Raw genomic sequence first — 16,502 nt, forward strand, 5'->3', positions numbered from 1 at the left:
GCCGCCGGGATGCCCACACGAAGAGGGAGACCATGCCGTTCCACACCAACCGCATCAAGAACCTGCTGAGCGAAGGCGTCCGCGACAAGGTCTATCCGGGCGCAGTGTGGGCAGTCGGCGACTCCGGCGAAGTTCAGGCGTCCGGTTCCACCGGGGCCTTGGATCCCGACGAACCCGACGTGAGGATGCGGCGGGACACTGTCTTCGACGCCGCCAGTCTGACCAAGATCCTTGCAGTCTGGGCGTCCATCGGCGCGCTGTGGGAGGACAGCGTCCTCGACCTCGACGCCCCGCTCGGCACCTTCTGGGACGAGGTCGCGGGTCATCCCCTCGGCGCCGCAACAGCTCGCCAGCTCCTGACCCATACCGCCGGGCTGCCCCTCCGCGCCCAGCTGAAGAACCTCTACGGCCCCGACCCCGTCGCCATCCGCCGCGGGGCTCTGCACGAAGCCCTCAACCGGCCCCCCGGGGAAGCCGTCGAGTACACCGACCGGGCCGCACTCATTCTCGGCTACCTCGCCGAACACCTCTCCGGTCAACCGCTCGACCAGCTGGCCGAGAAGAGGACCTGGCACCCGCTCGGAATGCACTCCACCCGGTACGGGCCGCTGCCCGCCGACCTCGCGGCCAAGTGTGCTCCCACGGAACTCGACCAGGACACCGACACCCACCTCAAGGGCGTCGCCCACGACTTCTCCGCCCGGCTCCTCGGAGGCGTGTGCGGTATCGCCGGCGTCTTCACCGTCCTCGACGACCTGGCCGTCTTCCTGCGCTACATGCTCGCCCCGACCACGGCCCCCGCCGAGGCCGGCTTCGGCGCCAAGTGGAGCGCCCACTCCCTCACCGTGCAGACCGGCGGCCTCCAACCGGAACGCGGCCTGTTCTGGCACCCGGCCCCCGGCACCACGGACGAGCAGGACATCTGGGTCCACTACGGCTTCACCGGCACCGGCATGTGGATCTCCCCCACCCAGGACCGGTGGGCAGTGCTGCTGACCAACAAGCTCTACTACACCCGCGACCGCCAGCCGCTGACCGACGTCCGCAACGCCTTCCGCCAGGAGGCATTGGCCTGACCTTGCCGTGCGGTCGGGAGCGGAGCGCTGTATGCCGAACGAATAGATTGAGAGTGGAGGCGCCCTCCCGTACCTTCTGGAACATGGGAGAGCGACGGGGCGTCACCAACAACGTAAGTAACGGCGTGAGCGGCCATGTCAACGGGCCTGTGGTCCAGGCTGGATCTATCAACGGCAATGTGATCCTGCCTGCTACGTCGAGCCCAGAGGAGGCAGAGTTACGGGCTCGCTGGGCGGCACGCACGAAACGAATTCTGGACGCCGAAGATGCAGAACGAGCAGCACGGTACGCCCAGTCTCAGTTTCGGAGACAGAGATTCCTCAAGAAGGCACGTCGTGGAATCTACGGGTCGGTCGTAGGGATCTTGTTCGGCCTGTTCCTGGTTGTTGGTGGTCACGGATCCGGGGGCGACGGCACACGAGTGATGTGGGAGTCGATTGGGTGGTTCGACGTGGCGATCGGTTCGGGATCCCTGGCGAAGCACTGGTTCGCTCTTCGACGTTACCGCTGAGTCCCGGGCTTCGCGGTTGATCAACCGCTGTCCCTCAATACGTCTGGCCTTGGCGCTACTCGTGCGCAGTCGAGTGGATCACGTGGCAACCCCTCGCAGGAGTTGTCGTGGCACTTGATCGGCTTGCCCTCGCCTCGTGCTGGTCTCTTATTACCCGGCGCAGCCGGGCAGCTCGTCGAGGAGGCCCCGAGATGAGCGGCGCGCAGCGCGTCGATGTAGGCCGCGGGAGAGGCTCGGCTTGTCGTCGAGCCGGAAGTGCCGCGAACGCAAGTCAACACACCAGTGCGTTTGCAGCGCCGGCCTATCCGTCACACCGGCGACCTACTCGTCGAGCTGGTACGCAATTCTGCATGGCTGATTGGCGAGCAGGCGACGCCAATCGTAGGCAGTGAAGTGGACGGTGTAACGCAGGGCTACGACGCCGTGGTCGTCGAGTGTCAGGAGGTACGGTGGCTGCCTCAGATACTGCGAAGGGGGCTCGATGGAGGCGGAGTTGGTGGCACTTGCTGCCGCAGGCGCTACGGCATTGGTTCAGCAGATGGCAGTGGACTCCTGGGCACAAGCTCGTGACCGAGTGGTGTCGTTCTTCTCGCGTCGCGGTGGCGACGAGGACGCAGTGATCGAGGGCGAGCTGGAGACCTCGCGCGAAGAACTGGCGGCAGCGATGGAGGCCAGCGACGAGCAGGCCGCCTTGGATGTCCAGGCTGAGTGGCGTACACGATTGCGGCGGGCCTTGCTGGCCAATCCGGCCGTGGCTTCCGAACTACGGTCTTTGATCGCTGACTTGGAGCTCCCAGAGCGGGATCAACAGGTCGCGAATGTCCATAACACCATCAGCGGGGGCGTGCAGCACGGCCCAGTGATTCAGGCTGGCAACGTGGGCTCGCTGAGCTTCGGGACACCTTCCGGTCAGACCTGAGCCTGACGGGATTACGGGGCCCACGCCTGCGACGGCCACGGGTGCCGAAGCGGTGGATCACATAAATCCGTGGTCGAAGACGGTCGGCACGGATCGGTTGCCGTCGAGGATGTCGTTGCGAGCCGGGGTGCCCGTCATCGTCCCGCTAATTTGGGGGGGGCGCCGACGGGGCCGCGACGGTGGTGCTTCGGGCTTAGACGGATCGGGCTCACTACGATGCCCACCGCCGACGGCATGGTCCGGGACTAGGTACCGCCACACTGCCTGGTCCGCGACCATCACGTCTTGCGGCAAATCGCGTACGCGCTCCAACACTCCTGATGCAGGATAGTCGCCTCGAACGTTGCGAACGGGAGTGAAGTGGTGGAAGAGCACCGCGCAGCCGGCAACCCCCGGCGGCAAAGTACGGCATCTCACATAAACAACGAGGCCAGCGGCGGTACCTTCCACGGCCCTGTGATCATGGGTGGTCAGGTTCAGTTCGGGCAGACCCAGAATCCGGTCCGGAACGGAACCAGGCTGGGGGCACATGAACAGATGTACTCCTGTGGTGAGTGGGTCGACCTGGCTTACGATCCTGTACCGGACGCGGGCACCGGCGACTTCTATGATGATCTCCGCGCGGCGGAATTCTATCCTTGGCTCGCCGCAGACGGATTCGCGGACAAGGTCGACAGCCGCTACGCCCACGACCACCACGTGCCGCTGAACTTGGTCGTGTACGAGAGGCACTCGCGTGTGCCCCGCTTCGTGATCGTGCTGACGGGCAACACCTACGGATCCGTACTCAGCACCTACGCTGCTTCTCTGCGCGATCTGATGGATCTCCTGGCCAAATGGACCCCGACCATAAATCTGCTGGCCCAGATTGACAGTTTGGCAAAGGAGCAGAGGAATTCGGAGAGGGCTGACAAGCATTCCGCTCCAGCTCTCTCGCCGCTCGCGTCCTCCCTCCTCTCACGTGTGGTGAGCCCGGATGGGCCTCGTACCCCGTGACGGGCCAACTGACGAGACCCTGGGGTCCGACTGTGCCTCCACCCGGTTCCGAGCCATCCCGGTCACAGCAATCTTCACGGGTGAACCGATCTCTCCCATCGCGCCTTGGGTCCTGCCACAACGTGCCAGTAGGGGCGGTAAGCAGCGGTCATTAAGGGCTTCACGGGAGCTGCTCGCGACCATCCCAGATAGGAATCGGCGCAGGTCAGAGGCCATCCATGGCTCGAAGTCCCGGGTGATTCCCAAGCTCAGAGCGCGAGTTCGATTCTCGTCACCCGCTCTTCGATGAAGGCCCTGGTCAGCGACCGGGGTCTTTTGCGTTTCCGCTCCGGGTTCAGGACAGCAGTCCGAATGCTCTGGCCCTCCCCTCCCTAGGCGTTCCTGGCACTCGTCAACCTCCTGGAGCACTGGCGCACTTTCCCGACCTGTGGAAAGGGGACCGCTCCGAACAAGGGCGCTAGCGTGGCCAACTCGGTCGGCCCGGAGTCGCTGGGCGGGCGAGACAGGGAGAGGAGCGTCGACCATGCGCGTATCCGTCATCGGCTGCGGTCACCTGGGCATCCCCCACGCCGCCGCCATGGCCAAGATCGGCCACGAGGTCATCGGCGTGGACCTGGACCAGGCCAAGATCGACCGCCTCAACGCCGGGGAGTGCCCGATCTACGAGGAGGGCCTGCCGGAACTCCTGGCTACGCACACCGCGTCCGGGCGGCTGCGGTTCACGACCAGCCTGGCCGAGACGGGCGGGTTCGCGGACGTCCACTTCCTCGCGGTGGGCACGCCGATCGACGCGGACGGGCGGAGCTACGACACCGGGCAGGTCTTCGGCGCCGCCCGCGCGCTGGCCCCGCACCTGACCCGCCCGACGGTGATCATCGGCAAGTCCACGGTCACCGTCGGCACCTCCCGCGATCTCGGCGCACTTCTCGCCCGGCTCTCCCCGGCCGGTGAGGACGTGGAGGTCGTCTGGAACCCGGAATTCCTGCGCGAGGGCCACGCCATCGATGACACCCTGCGCCCCGACCGGATCGTGGTCGGTGTCCCCTCGGCCCGCGCGGAGGGCGTCGTACGCGAGGTGTACGCGCCGCTCCTGGCCGGCGGCATCCCGTTGTTCGTCACCGACCCGGCCACGGCCGAGCTGATCAAGGGCGCGGCGAACGCGTACCTCGGCATGAAGATCTCGTTCATCAACGGCGTCGCCGACATGTGCGCCGCGGCGGGGGCCGACGTCCAACAGCTGACCGAGGCCATCGGAGTTGACCCGCGCATCGGCCGCGGCGGCCTGAACGCCGGCCCCGGATACGGCGGCGGCTGCCTCCCCAAGGACGTCCGCGCCTTCACCGCTTCCGCCCGCACCTTGGGCGCCACCGAAGCCGCGACCATGCTGCGCGCGGCGGAGGAGGTCAACGAATCACGCCCCACCGCCGCGCTGAAGCTCATCGAGCAGACCCTCGGCCGCACGGTGGACGGCGTACGCGTGACCGTCTGGGGCGCCTCCTTCAAGGCCGGCACCAACGACGTACGCGAATCCCCGGCCCTGGCGATCGCCGCGCTGATGCACCAGCGCGGCGCGACGGTCACGGTCCACGACCCGCACGCCGTGCCCAGCGCGCTGCGCCGTAACCCCGAACTCGACTACGCCAACACCCTCGACGCCTCAGTCCAGGGCGCCGAACTGATCGTCCTGGCCACCGAGTGGCCCCACTTCCGCGAGGCCGATCCCAAGGCCCTCGCCCCATTGGTCGCGGCCCCGGTCCTCGTCGACCTCCGCAACCTCATCGACGCCGACGCTTGGCGCATGGCCGGATGGACCGTACGCCAGCTCGGACGCCCCGCACAGGAATAACCGAACCCATCGATGAGAGGCCCGCCGTCACCGTCCTTACGACCTGGCGAAGGTTGCGGGACTGGAACGAGGCCGCCGTCTGGCAGCAAATGCGCGACGTACTTCTGGCCGATCTCAACGCGGCAGGCCCGTCTCGACTCGTCGCGTGCAGTCGTCGTCTCCAGCAACGTGCGGGCCGCAGAAAGGGAAGCCGGACAGGACCGAGTCCGGTCGACCGTGGCCGCACCAGATCGAAACACCACCTGATCACCGACGGACACTGCACACCGCTCACCGTCATCCTCACCAGAGGCAGCCGCAACGGCGTCCCCCTGCCCCTGCTCAACGCCATCCCACCCATCAGGGGGGCAGGACCGGGCGCCCCGGCGCAGGCTGGACGCGCTCACCGCCGACCGCGGATACGACCACGGTCTCTGCCGCGACCAGGCCCGACAACGCCCCACCCTCCCGGCCATCGTCCCGTCGCGGCACCCTGCACGGCGCAGCACTGGGCACCTTCCTCTGGGGCGACGAACGCAGCTTCGCCTGACTCCACGGCTGCATATGCCTCCGCATCTGCGAAGGCATCCACAACGCCTTCCTCAAGCCCGCCCGCTGCCTCATCAACACCGACACATCGGGCCATTGTGTTAGCCAATGCAGGGCCCTCTACGGCAGATGCATCACGCTTGGGGTGTTACGCACCGTTCATCACAGTCGAACGCGCCCCGATGTGGCCCCTCGGCGCCGATAGTCTCTGCCCATCGCTGGGATCTTCACAAGTAGTCCCCCCAAGTAGCGCGGGGAGATAAGCTGGCGGCCCTGGACCTAGGACCGACTCTTTCCACAGAGCAGCCTGCCCTGCATTTTCGCGCGCAGGTCGAATAGAAAGACTGGGAACCAGTGGCGAAGATCATTTCAATATTCAACCATAAGGGCGGGGTCAGCAAGACCACCACAACTTTTAATCTGGGCTGGATGCTTGCAGAGATGGGAAAACGCGTCATCATGGTCGACGCGGATCCGCAGAGCAATCTAACCGGTGTCGCTCTTGGCATGCTAGAGCCCCCGCAGCCAGACTTTTCGGACGACGCCCAGAGTGAACGCTTCTCTGCAACGGAAGCCGAAAAGGGGAGATTTTTCGAACATAACACCGAAAAAACTCTCTATGGTGCATTGAAGCCTGCGTTCGAGTCTGAACCGCGCCTCTTGGAGCCGGTTGAATGCATCGAAATCCCGGATCGCCCCGGCCTGTACATCCTTCCCGGACATCTACAGCTTGGTGAGTATGAAGTTTCTTTGAGTATCGCGCAGGAGCTTTCAGGATCACTGGTTGCCCTCAAGAACATTCCTGGTGCATTCCATTATTTGATTCACCAAACCGCAGAAGCGCTCGACATCGATTACGTACTGGTCGACATGAGCCCTAGCCTCGGAGCGCTTAACCAAAATATTGTCTGCTCCAGCGACTTGCTCTTCGTTCCCACGTCACCAGATTTTTTCTCAATTATGGCCCTCAGATCGTTGGCTAGAATCCTGCCTCGCTGGAACAGATGGGCGCTTTCGGCGCGCGAAAACGAGGTGCTGAGGACCGCAACCTATGCGTTCCCAAATCCCAAACTTCGATATGCGGGAGCAGTCATTCAGCGCTACCGCCTCTACAGGGCGCCAACGAAAGACAACCCCTACGGAGATCCAACCGGACCATTCCAGCAGTGGATCGACAAGGTTTCCGACGCTCTTCAAGAAACTTTTGTCCCCGCGCTCGGCTCTGCCGGCTTGCTGCTCCCGCAGGATGCATACTCGGATGCCGGCATGAGTGACGATCTAGTTCTAGGGAAAATCCAAGAATTTAACAGCCTGCTGCCGAAATCACAGGATCACCGCGTCCCTGTTTTCGCCCTAACGCCTGATCAACTAAATCAGGCGGGTGTTGTCCTGCAAGGCTCCCTTCGACAGATCGAGAGCCTGCACGTAATTTTCCAAGATATCGCCAACAAGATTATTCAGATTTCGGCGGCGCAGAGGTAACGCGGCGATGACTAATCAGAATGCTGATTCCCTCTTCGTTCTACTCAATAGTCGAGTGGAGGATCTAGAGGGCGTTGCGATTTTGCAATCAGAGGCCGGCAGTTCTGATTCTGCAGAGTCCGTCTTCCGGGCTTGCGTACTGCTAGCCGTTTCCTCTCTGGATGCATACGTGCACGAAAAATCCGTGGAGATATATCTAGATCGCATCTCCACTAACGCTGCCGCCCTCCCATCCATTGCAGGCTATCTAGGAGTTTCGACCTCGGATCTTCAATCTGTGACGGCCGCAAGCCTAATAAGATACAGGCTTTCCTTCAAAACGCTCGTTTCGCCGGATAAGATTGATCAGGCTATTGATGCTAGCGGCTCACAATCAAGCAGCGTTTGGAAGGATATTGGTATTGCCACCGGGGCACGAGAGTCGCGATTGCGGAATGCTCTGGATTTGCAGGTTGACCGCCGAAACCAGATTGCGCATGAAGGAGACTGGGATCCTGTCGACGTCGCACTGAGACATATCTCTGTCTCTCACTCGCAGGATTGCAGGAAGTGCATTAAAGCCGTGGTCGAAGGGCTCGGAACTCACTGGTCCTAAGCTGAACTAGCCTCCGATTCCCTCGCTGCCCAACCCGCCAGTTTTGTTCACCAATCTGGCAGACGTGCGTGGCCGGCCGAGGAGCAGGGCTGGATAACTTGCAATGCGTAGATCGTCTGACCTCCAGCGGCGGCTCACATCTTTCTCATGATGGTGCGCACAGCTCATGCGATGGCCCACCAAGAAGGTGCGAGCCGTGTGCGAGAAGCGATAGTGCTCCACCAACCGAAACCAGTCGCCCTCCTGACCTCCGACAGCGACGACATGACCAAACTCTGCCGAAACCAAGTCCGCATCATCTCTCTCTGACTCGCCGACCCACCCCAAGCACGCTCCCTGGCGGGGTCCGTCGTCCCCGTGCCCCATCCGTGCCCAGCAGAGCGGACAAAAGCGGTCAGGTACAGCCTCCAGAGGCGATGGCAATCCCAGTTTCCTCTCAGGAAAGTGCAGGTCAGAGCCCTTCCATAGGCCCAAGACCCGCTGATTCCCAAGCTCAGAGCGCAAGTTCGATTCTCGTCACCCGCTCCACGGCTCGAAAAATCGAAGCCCCAGGCCAACGGTCGGGGGCTTCTCTGCTGTCTGAACCAGTTCAGGATTCCCGCACCAGATCCGCACCGGAAGGCTCCTCCTCAGCCTTCTCGCGGGCGGTGCGTACAAGGGTGGCCCGCCCGCTCGCGACCTCCTGCCGCCACTCAAGGTCCGACCACTGCCCGCATGCATACAACGATGCGGGCATGGAGACCCTCGACGCATCTGTTCAGGACGCCAAGGAATGTAGGGCCGCTCCTATGGAGGACCCCGTGGAGAAGCCATCAAGAACGTTCCGGTGAGCTGCACCGTGTCGGGATGCAGCAGCTCGCCAGTCGCCATGCCCACCTCAGGCGTCGGTGAGATGGGTGATTCTCTCGGCGACCGGGCGCGCCCCGCCGCCGTGAAGCGAACATCGAAGGGCCCCACCGGGAGCGGTGGGGCCCTTCACAGGCATCGGATCCGTGAAGCGATCCGGACGAAACGGCCTACTTGGAGAAGTACAGGTACTTCCAGGAGCCGAACGTCGTGGAGTTCACGGTGTCGCCGGACGACGCGTTGACGTACACCGGCCGCATCCGTGCCTTGATCCCGGACTTCCCCGGCGCCCCCAGGCGTACGGCCGACTTGCCGTTCGTGCCGAGCGGGAAGTACTCCGAGCCGGCGGAGTACCACTTTCCGCCCGAATAGACCTGGAGGTCGAGACGTTGCTTACGTCCCTTGTAGTAGGTCATCGTCGTCGTGAGCAGCGGATCGGTGTTCTTGTGGAACCAGTAGTACGACGTCGAGCCGATCTTGGCCGTCTTGTAGTGCTTGGAGACTGCTGTGGAAGCCTTGACCCGGGCGTATGCCGTGGACTTCACCGTCCTGGGCGCGGTGCGGGTGTCCCCCTTGAAGACCGCGGTAACTTCCGTGTCCCGCGTCATGTCCACCGTCGCGGAAAAGTTACCGCTGGAGTTGACTGTCCCGGTCTTCAGTAGCTTGTTGGGCTTGTCGCCGCCGAAAGGATTCGCCCAGATCTCGACCGTGCGGTTCTTGTACGTCGAGCCGAGGTGCGCGGTGAAGGAGACGTCAGCACCGTAGTTGTAGATGTTGCCGTTCTTGTTCAGGGTCAGCGTCGGCTTCGTGTGGGGAACCGTGACCTTGTCGGACGCGCTGACCGCCATGTGCGCGGCGTCGCCCGCATAGGCGACCTTGTACGTGACCGTGCCGCCGGCCAGCGGGGTGTCCTTGAAGGTGTACGAACCGTCCGCCTTCACCGCGACAGCGGGCAGCGCCTTGCCCTTGGGGCTCTCCGGGTCGGTTCGGGTGACCTGCAGTTTGGCGCCACTCGGCAGCGGCACTGTCGCCGACAGCTTCCCGGTCACGGTGAGCTGATTGCCACGCGTGGCGGTCGATGGTGCGTTCACCGTCAGGCTCGGGACGTTCAGCGTCGGGTCGGTGAGCGCCTTGAGGGTGTAGCCGCCGAACGAGTTCACGAGCGCGAAGATACGGGAGGCGTCCGGGGCCCAGGCGAGGGCGGAGGTGTCGGCCGCGTAGGTGCGGATCGGCTTGGTCGCGCCGGGCCGGTAGACCGCCACGTTCGCACCGCTGACCTGGGCGACCAGGCCGTTCGGGGCGATGTCCGCTCGCTGCCCGGCCGGGTAGGCGCCGGCGGCGGTGAACTTCCCGTCCGCGTAGGCGTGCCGGTCCGTGCCGTCGACCAGCACCTGCCGGCTGCCGGGCACGAGGTCGATGTCGCTGACGTAGTTCAGCGAATAGTCGCCGTTGTGCCAGGCGGTCACCTGGGGGGTGCCGCCGGAGACGTCGACGACGGCCATCAGGTCCTTGGTCCTGTCGAAGAAGTCGGTTGTACCGAGGGCCAGCAGTCCAGGTGCGGACGGGTCGGTGTCGAGGAACGGCGCGCCCCCGAATCCGGGATCCCGAGAGAGCTGCCCGAGCGTCACCGGGTCCGTCCCGTCGGCCGGGTCCACCGCCGGGTCGACCGTGCCCAGGTTGCCGTGGCCGTCCGACCGGTTCTCGTAGCTGAACCAGGCCCTGCCGCCGGTGAACTCGACGTACAGCGGGCCGATGTTGGTGGCCACGGGGTACCGGGCCTTGATGTCGAGGGTGGCCGCGTCAAGGGCCACGATCTCGTGGCTGACCCGCGCAGTCGCGAACAGGGTGGCGCCGTCGTCGGAGAGAGCCAGGTCGAAGATCCCGTCGATGCCACTCACCGAGTCGACAAGCTTGCCGTTGTAGTCGGCGGCGATGATCCTGTCGTTCGTGTCGTCGCCGATGAAGACCCGATGTCTAACGCCGTCGACGACGATGCCCCCGGGCGAGCCGACGGTCGCGGTGTTCGCCGACGCGGGACCAGCCGCGGCGACACTCAGTACTACCGAGCTGAAAAGGACCGCGAGCGCTGTCGCGGTCGAGATGCTGCGCGTACGCACAGTGTTTACCCCCCAAAAGAAAACCCGGTGGATGACCGGGAGTTGATACTGACCTTGCATGTGTGATGTCGGCCTGATCGCGTCAGATCGTTCCCGCCGCAACACCCGTCGGCAGGCCCATCGGTCCCGAAAGGTGTTGGTGAGGCGGCTGGGGAGTGAGATCGTGTTCGCATGTGCATTCAGTGAACGCGAGTTCTTCTGGGGGGACTTCGTACTATGGCTGTAGCTGTGCCCGACTGGGCCGACACCTTACTTGACGTCGTTGATGTCAATTCGCCGGACGCCGATGAAGACGCGTACCGGGACATGGCTGACGCCCTCCGGGAGTTCTCGGAGGGTGTGGACGAAGCCGGCTGCCTCGCCAATCAGCATGCACAACTTCGTCTGTCGTCCGGCTGCGGCGAAGCTCTCGACGCGCTCGGCGGCGGCTGGGGCAAGGTCAAGAAGAGCATGTGACGGATCTGGCGACCAGCCCGCGATCATGATGCGCATAACGATGCGGGCGTCGCGGCCCTGCTATGCCCCAGCTCCCTTGGGAACAGGCGACTTCGTGGCGGAGGTTCGCTGCCCGTCGGTGGCGGGCCTGCCCCGGCTCGCTGTCGTAGTAGAGGTCCGGACGCTAGCGGAGAGTGGAGTCAAGCAGCAGTTCGCTCAGCTCCGACGGCATGGTGATCATGCAGTCGTGTCCGGTCGGCAGCTCCCGTATCCGTGCCGGGGAGCCGTTGGGCTGTGTCGCGGGGACGGGGCGGCGCACGATGCCTTCCGGCTCCGCGCCGACGCAGTGGATGTGCGTACGCGGGACCGAGTCCAGGGCGGGGTTGTCCAGCCGGGCCGGCTGCCGCAGGCAGTCCACCGGCTGGTCGGAGAGCATCGCACGCAGCCATGCGACGTCCGCCGGGTCGGTGACTCCGAACAGCCCGAGGGGCGGCGCCATTTCGGGCAGCGGCGGGATGCGCCAGCCGTTGTCGGACTCGGCGGCCAGGTCGATCAGGTGCTGGCTCATGGGCTGTACGTCGACGGCGGTCTCGCCGTGCTCCGGGACCATCGCGTCCAGGTACACCAGATGCGCGATCCGCTCCGGCACCTCGTTGGCGACGGACGAGATGACCAGCCCCGCGTAGCTGTGGCCCACGAGCACCACCTCGCTCAGGTCCTCCTCGTGGATCAGCTTCACCATGTCCTCGACGTGCGTGTCGAGCCCCACGTCGGGGCCGAGCAGGTGCGCCTTGTCGCCGTAGCCGGTCAGCGAGGGTGCGAGCACGCGGTGTCCGGCCGACTCCAGCAGCGGGACCACCCGCTCCCAGCACCGACCGCTGTGCCAGGCACCGTGCACCAGTAGAAAAGTTGCCATGAGGGGGATTTCTTCCTCTTCGGGGTGTGACGGCACGGAAGCATCGCAGTTCCTGTTCGTGCCTCGGTACTCTTTAGGAACCGTCATCATGGTGCTGCGCCTGCCGCACCCCGATCAATAAGGCACTTTTAGGTGCCCCGGTTCTCTGGAGGTAACCATGAGCGGCACAGCGGGCGGCGAGTCACGGGCGGCACGGGCGGACGAGGACCCGTGCAAGGCCCGTGAAGTACTCGGAATCGTCGGCGACAAGTGGTCGCTGCTGATCGTGCGCAACCTCAGCCAGGGGCCACGGCGCTTCACCGAGCTCAAGCGGGCCGTCGACGGGATCAGCCAGCGCATGCTCACCGTCACCCTGCGCGGCCTGGAGCGCGATGGGATCCTCACACGGACCGTGCACAACGTCATGCCACCGCACGTCAGTTACGAGCTCACTCCGATGGGCGTGACCCTCCGCGAAGCCACCGCGCCCCTGCTGAAGTGGAGCATCACGCATCTCACGCACATCGACGCCGCCCGTTCCACGTACGACGCCCGCCCCGACACCCCGCCCGCCTGACCCGGCCCAACCGGTCAGCCCGCAGGCCAGTGCGGGTTCAGCATGCCGTCATCCCTCATGTGCGCCCGGCGCCAGATCCCGTTCCAGTTGAACGGGGTCTCCGGGACGAACCGGTGCCGCTGCCCGCACGGACATGGCGCCAGCACCCGCGCGCAGCCACGGCACAGCTCCACCCAGCCGTGTCCGGTCGAGTTCGACACCCGCGGTCTCTCGTCCCCACAGGCGGGGCAGCCGGGGAGGTCGGCGCCGCCCATGATCGCGTTCTGACGCCGGACGAACTCGGGCAGCCGCAGCGACGGGTGGCGGAACGGGGCGTCGTACCAGGCGCGGTCCGGGCCGTCCCAGCTGCTCCGCAGCCACCACGGTCGCGGGTTCGGTACGGCCCGCCGCCCGGCCCGCTTGTCCGCGCGGCGTTGCGCGGCGTACTCCTCCGCCCGCGCGAGCCACAGCATCCGCGCCTCATGCAGTTCCTCCACCGCCCGCACCAGCGCGTCCGGGTCCGCCTCCAGCCGCCGGGGCATCGCGGCGCTGAGCGTGAGGTGGTGGTACGTCGCCCGGAAGCCGTACGGAGCGAAGAGGGTGACGCAGGTCCGCAGCGCGCTGTGCCGGCGGCGGAGCAGAAGGCGGGCATCGTGCACGCGCGCTCGGTGGGTCAGGAAACTGCTCATGGTGTGGGCGCCGGGTCCAGTGCCCGTGCCGGGGCGGCGGTGACGGTCTCCAGAACGGGTCGCATCAGAATCACAGGGGAATGGTGCCGGACCCACTGCTACGCCGCCACGGGCTTTCAGCTGCCGCACTGGGCTCGGAGACGGCTTAGGGGGTGAAGGCGCGGACGTGGGTGTGGACGTGGGCGCCGCCTGCCGGTCACCGATACCCCCGTGCTCGGTGACAGCCCCCGGCCGAGAGCGGGGCGGCATTAGCTGGTGTGCGGGGTCAGCGGAACCGGGTAACGTCTTTGGCATGTTCTTCCAGACGGCCATCTTCTTCCAGACGCCGATTTACGAGTGAGCGCGTGACGGGCTCCCGTCAGCGTCCGCCGATGTCGCCGTGCCCGTCCCCCACCGATGAATCCGTAGATCACCTCACACCATTCATTTCATTCCGGGAGAACCCATGACCGTGAGCAAGAACATCAACAATCCCGTAGGCATGGGCGGCGGCCAGCGCAAGAGGCTGTCCCGCGCCGAACGGCAGAACAACGGCCCGCACCGCAACCTCGACCGCAAGGGTGCCGCCGACCAGAAGGCGGAGCTGGTGCGCAAGATGCGGGAGAAGACCGGCGGAGCCGAGAGCGCGGCCGAGGACGCCGGGCAGACGGGCGACGACACCGCAGCACAGAGCTGACGCACCGCCCACGCGGAGGGCGCATCGCACGGAGCAGGGCCCGGGGCCGGGACGTACGGGTCCGGGCCCTGTTGCCGTACCGGCCGTAGGACCCGGCCGGGCACTGCACGCGTCACCGTCGCCACGTCCCTCGGCGCCGTTCACCTGGAACGTCACCGAGAACACGGAGGTGCTGGCGCCGAAGGCGTTTGCTACTGGCTGATAGCCGCCTCCCCCTGCCGCTGCCGTCCCGTGGCCCACTGCTCGGGGTGGTGGCGGTCGCCTACTGCCGCCGTCGGCACGGGGGCGCTGAGTCGGGCCGCCGGTCGGACCCGCATTGGACCGGCTCCGTCACACAGCGTCCGTCACGCGGCACCCTCAGCGCACCCCGCTGCCAGAAAATCCGCTGCGCCCGGACGCCCGAACAGCGTTGCAAGGTTCTCGCAAGGGTCCGTCCAGCCTTCCGTCCCGCTTCTCGGGCATCTCATCGACAGAAGCAGTTCTCGGCATCGAAGAGACGTCAACAGGGGGAAGTTGTGGCGGAGTCGCATTTAGACGGACAGGGTACGACCGGAACGAGCCGGTTCGGGACAAGCAGGTCAGAGGCGGGCACGGCAGAAGGGAGCGTGGCCGAGACACGGCAGTGGCTGACTCTGGTGGGGCGCAAGAAGGTACTCGCGGTGATCCACACCGTCACCTACGGGAAACGGCTGCTGGATATCCTTTCTCTGCTGGAGGCCGATTTCCGGCTGCAGGTCGTCTTCACTGCGCCGCCGCACGCCTTCGGTGACGACGTGCCCGCCTTCCTCGCGAGGCTGGGAAGCGTGGTGCTGCCGTGGGCCCAGGCAACCCGCATGACGTTCGATCTCGCCCTCGCCGCGGGGCCGCGCGGCGTGCAGTACATAGACGCGCCGCTGATCACACTGCCGCACGGAGCCAACTACCTGAAGCGGGTGACCGAGGGAGCGAACGCGGGGGTGGCGGGGCTGCGCAGGCAGGATCTCCTGCCAGGTGGCCGGCTGCCGGCCGCCGTGGTCGTGCCGCACCACGCCGAGCTGCGCGAGCTCGCTCGCGACTGCCCGGAGGCGCTCCCGCTCGCCCACGTCACCGGTGATCCCGTACACGACCGGATCACCGCCAGCCTGCCGCTGCGTGCCGCGTACCGCCGCGCGCTCGGGCTCGACGACGGGCAGAAGCTCGTCGTCGCGGTGTCGACCTGGGGAGCCGACTCGTCCTTCGGCCGGTTCGACGCGCTGCTGCCGCGGCTGATCGGTGAGCTACCGGCGTCGCGCTACCGCACCGCTCTGCTCGTCCACCCCAATGTGTGGGCCGGGCACGGCGCCTATCAGGTCAGGTCGTGGCTCGCGCGGTGCGGTCAACTGGGCATCGGGATCATGCCGCCCGAGGCGGACTGGCGCAGTGTCCTGATCGCAGCGGACTGGATCATCGGGGATTACGGCTCGGTCACTCTCTACGGGACGCTCACCGGGGCGCCGATGCTGTTGGCCACCTCGTCGGAGCGGGAGATCAATCCGTCGTCGCCGGCCGCGGCCCTCGCCGCGCACGCCCCGACGCTGTCTCCCACCCACCCGTTGGTGGACCAACTCGACTACGCGGCGCAGGAGTACCGGCCTGAGGAGTATGCCGCGATCGGATCCCGCATCACGTCGGAGCCCGGCCGGTTCAACCGGAACATGCGCAAGCTGATGTACGGGCTCCTCGGAATGGGGCAGCCCGCGCACGAGCCGGTGACCGTCCCGCTGCCGGAGCCGCTGCCGCTGAACGCCTGGGCCCCGGGACACGGGGAGGTGTCGGCGTGAGGCACTTCGTCGTGGTCGAGTCGGGGCCCCTTCCAGATGTGCTGCGCGCCCGTTGCACCGACGCGTCGGCCGGCGCCCCGCCGCGGTCCGCGGACCGCGTCCCCACGCCCGGTCCCGTCCCATCGGGCTTCGGCGAATTCCCTTCGTTCATTGACGAGCACCTCGTCGTGGACGTGGACGCCTGCCGGGACGGCTCCCTGCTGGACTGCGCGGATGTACTTCAGGGAAGCCGGACACGCTCGGTCCTCGACGCACTGTGCCGACTGGCTGAGCTCACCTCGGCCCACCCGGCTTGCGGCATAGCCGCCCTCCCCCTGGCCGACGCCCGCAGTGGTGTCGGCGGCGCGAGTGGCTGGGCCGTGGCAGGCGGCTCCGACCGGTCCGTGGTCCTCGTCCGGTGCGGCCCCTGCCCGCCGTACCGCGCCTCCCTAGAGCAGTCGCTGCTGCCGTCGTGCCTGCACGCCTGGCTGGTGGCAGGGCACTCGCTGCGGGAATGGCCTCACGCCTACGAGGCCCCTTCCCGCTGACCGGGACA

Annotated in this window: 14 protein-coding genes and 1 pseudogene; 12 read left to right on the forward strand and 3 right to left on the reverse strand. The window is 65.9% G+C overall.

The window, feature by feature from the left end; genetic code table 11:
* The first annotated feature begins 32 nt into the window (after positions 1 to 32).
* The 7 genes and pseudogenes from ACFVQ0_RS14980 to ACFVQ0_RS15010 all read left to right on the forward strand — a co-directional run.
* On the forward strand, positions 33 to 1,076 hold the full coding sequence (locus ACFVQ0_RS14980) for a serine hydrolase domain-containing protein (RefSeq protein WP_390088046.1): 1,044 nt from the start codon (positions 33 to 35) through the stop codon (positions 1,074 to 1,076).
* 993 nt (positions 1,077 to 2,069) lie between these two features.
* Entirely contained in the window at positions 2,070 to 2,507 is a 438-nt protein-coding gene (locus ACFVQ0_RS14985) for a hypothetical protein (RefSeq protein WP_390088048.1), read from the forward strand.
* A gap of 363 nt (positions 2,508 to 2,870) precedes the next feature.
* Positions 2,871 to 3,503 (forward strand): hypothetical protein, encoded by a 633-nt coding sequence (locus ACFVQ0_RS14990; protein WP_390088050.1) that lies wholly within the window; start codon positions 2,871 to 2,873, stop codon positions 3,501 to 3,503.
* A gap of 523 nt (positions 3,504 to 4,026) precedes the next feature.
* Entirely contained in the window at positions 4,027 to 5,349 is a 1,323-nt protein-coding gene (locus ACFVQ0_RS14995; protein WP_390088052.1) for a UDP-glucose dehydrogenase family protein, read from the forward strand.
* Between the two features lie 882 nt (positions 5,350 to 6,231).
* Positions 6,232 to 7,359 carry a ParA family protein gene (locus ACFVQ0_RS15000; RefSeq protein ID WP_390088053.1) on the forward strand — a complete coding sequence of 376 codons (1,128 nt, stop codon included), beginning with the start codon at positions 6,232 to 6,234 and terminating at the stop codon, positions 7,357 to 7,359.
* A 7-nt stretch (positions 7,360 to 7,366) separates the two neighbouring features.
* Complete coding sequence (locus ACFVQ0_RS15005) at positions 7,367 to 7,954, forward strand: HEPN domain-containing protein (protein WP_390088055.1); 588 nt, start codon at positions 7,367 to 7,369, stop codon at positions 7,952 to 7,954.
* A 216-nt stretch (positions 7,955 to 8,170) separates the two neighbouring features.
* A pseudogene (locus ACFVQ0_RS15010) lies at positions 8,171 to 8,263 on the forward strand (DNA-binding protein); the annotation flags it as partial.
* 707 nt (positions 8,264 to 8,970) lie between these two features.
* Here the strand turns inward: ACFVQ0_RS15010 and ACFVQ0_RS15015 are convergent.
* Positions 8,971 to 10,917 (reverse strand): Ig-like domain repeat protein, encoded by a 1,947-nt coding sequence (locus tag ACFVQ0_RS15015; protein ID WP_390088057.1) that lies wholly within the window; start codon positions 10,915 to 10,917, stop codon positions 8,971 to 8,973.
* Positions 10,918 to 11,145: 228 nt separating this feature from the next.
* Between ACFVQ0_RS15015 and ACFVQ0_RS15020 the strand changes: the two genes are divergently transcribed.
* Positions 11,146 to 11,373 carry a hypothetical protein gene (locus ACFVQ0_RS15020; protein WP_390088059.1) on the forward strand — a complete coding sequence of 76 codons (228 nt, stop codon included), beginning with the start codon at positions 11,146 to 11,148 and terminating at the stop codon, positions 11,371 to 11,373.
* Positions 11,374 to 11,536: 163 nt separating this feature from the next.
* Here ACFVQ0_RS15020 and ACFVQ0_RS15025 read toward each other — a convergent pair whose 3' ends face one another.
* Positions 11,537 to 12,268 (reverse strand): alpha/beta hydrolase, encoded by a 732-nt coding sequence (locus tag ACFVQ0_RS15025; protein ID WP_390088061.1) that lies wholly within the window; start codon positions 12,266 to 12,268, stop codon positions 11,537 to 11,539.
* A gap of 157 nt (positions 12,269 to 12,425) precedes the next feature.
* On the opposite strand from ACFVQ0_RS15025, the gene ACFVQ0_RS15030 reads away from it, so the two are divergent.
* Positions 12,426 to 12,824 carry a winged helix-turn-helix transcriptional regulator gene (locus ACFVQ0_RS15030; RefSeq protein ID WP_390088063.1) on the forward strand — a complete coding sequence of 133 codons (399 nt, stop codon included), beginning with the start codon at positions 12,426 to 12,428 and terminating at the stop codon, positions 12,822 to 12,824.
* 14 nt (positions 12,825 to 12,838) lie between these two features.
* On the opposite strand, the gene ACFVQ0_RS15035 is transcribed toward ACFVQ0_RS15030, so the two are convergent.
* Positions 12,839 to 13,462, reverse strand: a complete 624-nt coding sequence (locus ACFVQ0_RS15035; protein WP_390088064.1) for a hypothetical protein — start codon at positions 13,460 to 13,462, stop codon at positions 12,839 to 12,841.
* A gap of 475 nt (positions 13,463 to 13,937) precedes the next feature.
* Here ACFVQ0_RS15035 and ACFVQ0_RS15040 point away from each other — a divergent pair, with 475 nt between their 5' ends.
* From ACFVQ0_RS15040 to ACFVQ0_RS15050, 3 genes are all read left to right on the forward strand, one after another.
* Positions 13,938 to 14,168 (forward strand): DUF6243 family protein, encoded by a 231-nt coding sequence (locus ACFVQ0_RS15040; protein ID WP_390088066.1) that lies wholly within the window; start codon positions 13,938 to 13,940, stop codon positions 14,166 to 14,168.
* Positions 14,169 to 14,803: 635 nt separating this feature from the next.
* Positions 14,804 to 15,967 (forward strand): hypothetical protein, encoded by a 1,164-nt coding sequence (locus ACFVQ0_RS15045; protein WP_390088843.1) that lies wholly within the window; start codon positions 14,804 to 14,806, stop codon positions 15,965 to 15,967.
* Positions 15,964 to 16,494, forward strand: a complete 531-nt coding sequence (locus tag ACFVQ0_RS15050) for a hypothetical protein (protein WP_390088068.1) — start codon at positions 15,964 to 15,966, stop codon at positions 16,492 to 16,494. The genes ACFVQ0_RS15045 and ACFVQ0_RS15050 overlap by 4 nt, the downstream gene beginning before the upstream one ends.
* The last annotated feature ends 8 nt before the right edge of the window (positions 16,495 to 16,502 follow it).

It is taken from the genome of Streptomyces sp. NPDC057900 (assembly GCF_042887885.1).
Lineage (GTDB): Bacteria > Actinomycetota > Actinomycetes > Streptomycetales > Streptomycetaceae > Streptomyces.

Excerpts from the sequence above, each read along its gene's own strand:
- ACFVQ0_RS14980 (WP_390088046.1), top strand. The coding sequence starts at position 33 with ATGCCGTTCCACACCAACCGCATCAAGAACCTGCTGAGCGAAGGCGTC.
- ACFVQ0_RS14985 (WP_390088048.1), top strand. The coding sequence starts at position 2,070 with ATGGAGGCGGAGTTGGTGGCACTTGCTGCCGCAGGCGCTACGGCATTG.
- ACFVQ0_RS14995 (WP_390088052.1), top strand. The coding sequence starts at position 4,027 with ATGCGCGTATCCGTCATCGGCTGCGGTCACCTGGGCATCCCCCACGCC.
- ACFVQ0_RS15005 (WP_390088055.1), top strand. The coding sequence starts at position 7,367 with ATGACTAATCAGAATGCTGATTCCCTCTTCGTTCTACTCAATAGTCGA.
- ACFVQ0_RS15025 (WP_390088061.1), bottom strand. The coding sequence starts at position 12,268 with ATGGCAACTTTTCTACTGGTGCACGGTGCCTGGCACAGCGGTCGGTGC.
- ACFVQ0_RS15030 (WP_390088063.1), top strand. The coding sequence starts at position 12,426 with ATGAGCGGCACAGCGGGCGGCGAGTCACGGGCGGCACGGGCGGACGAG.
- ACFVQ0_RS15040 (WP_390088066.1), top strand. The coding sequence starts at position 13,938 with ATGACCGTGAGCAAGAACATCAACAATCCCGTAGGCATGGGCGGCGGC.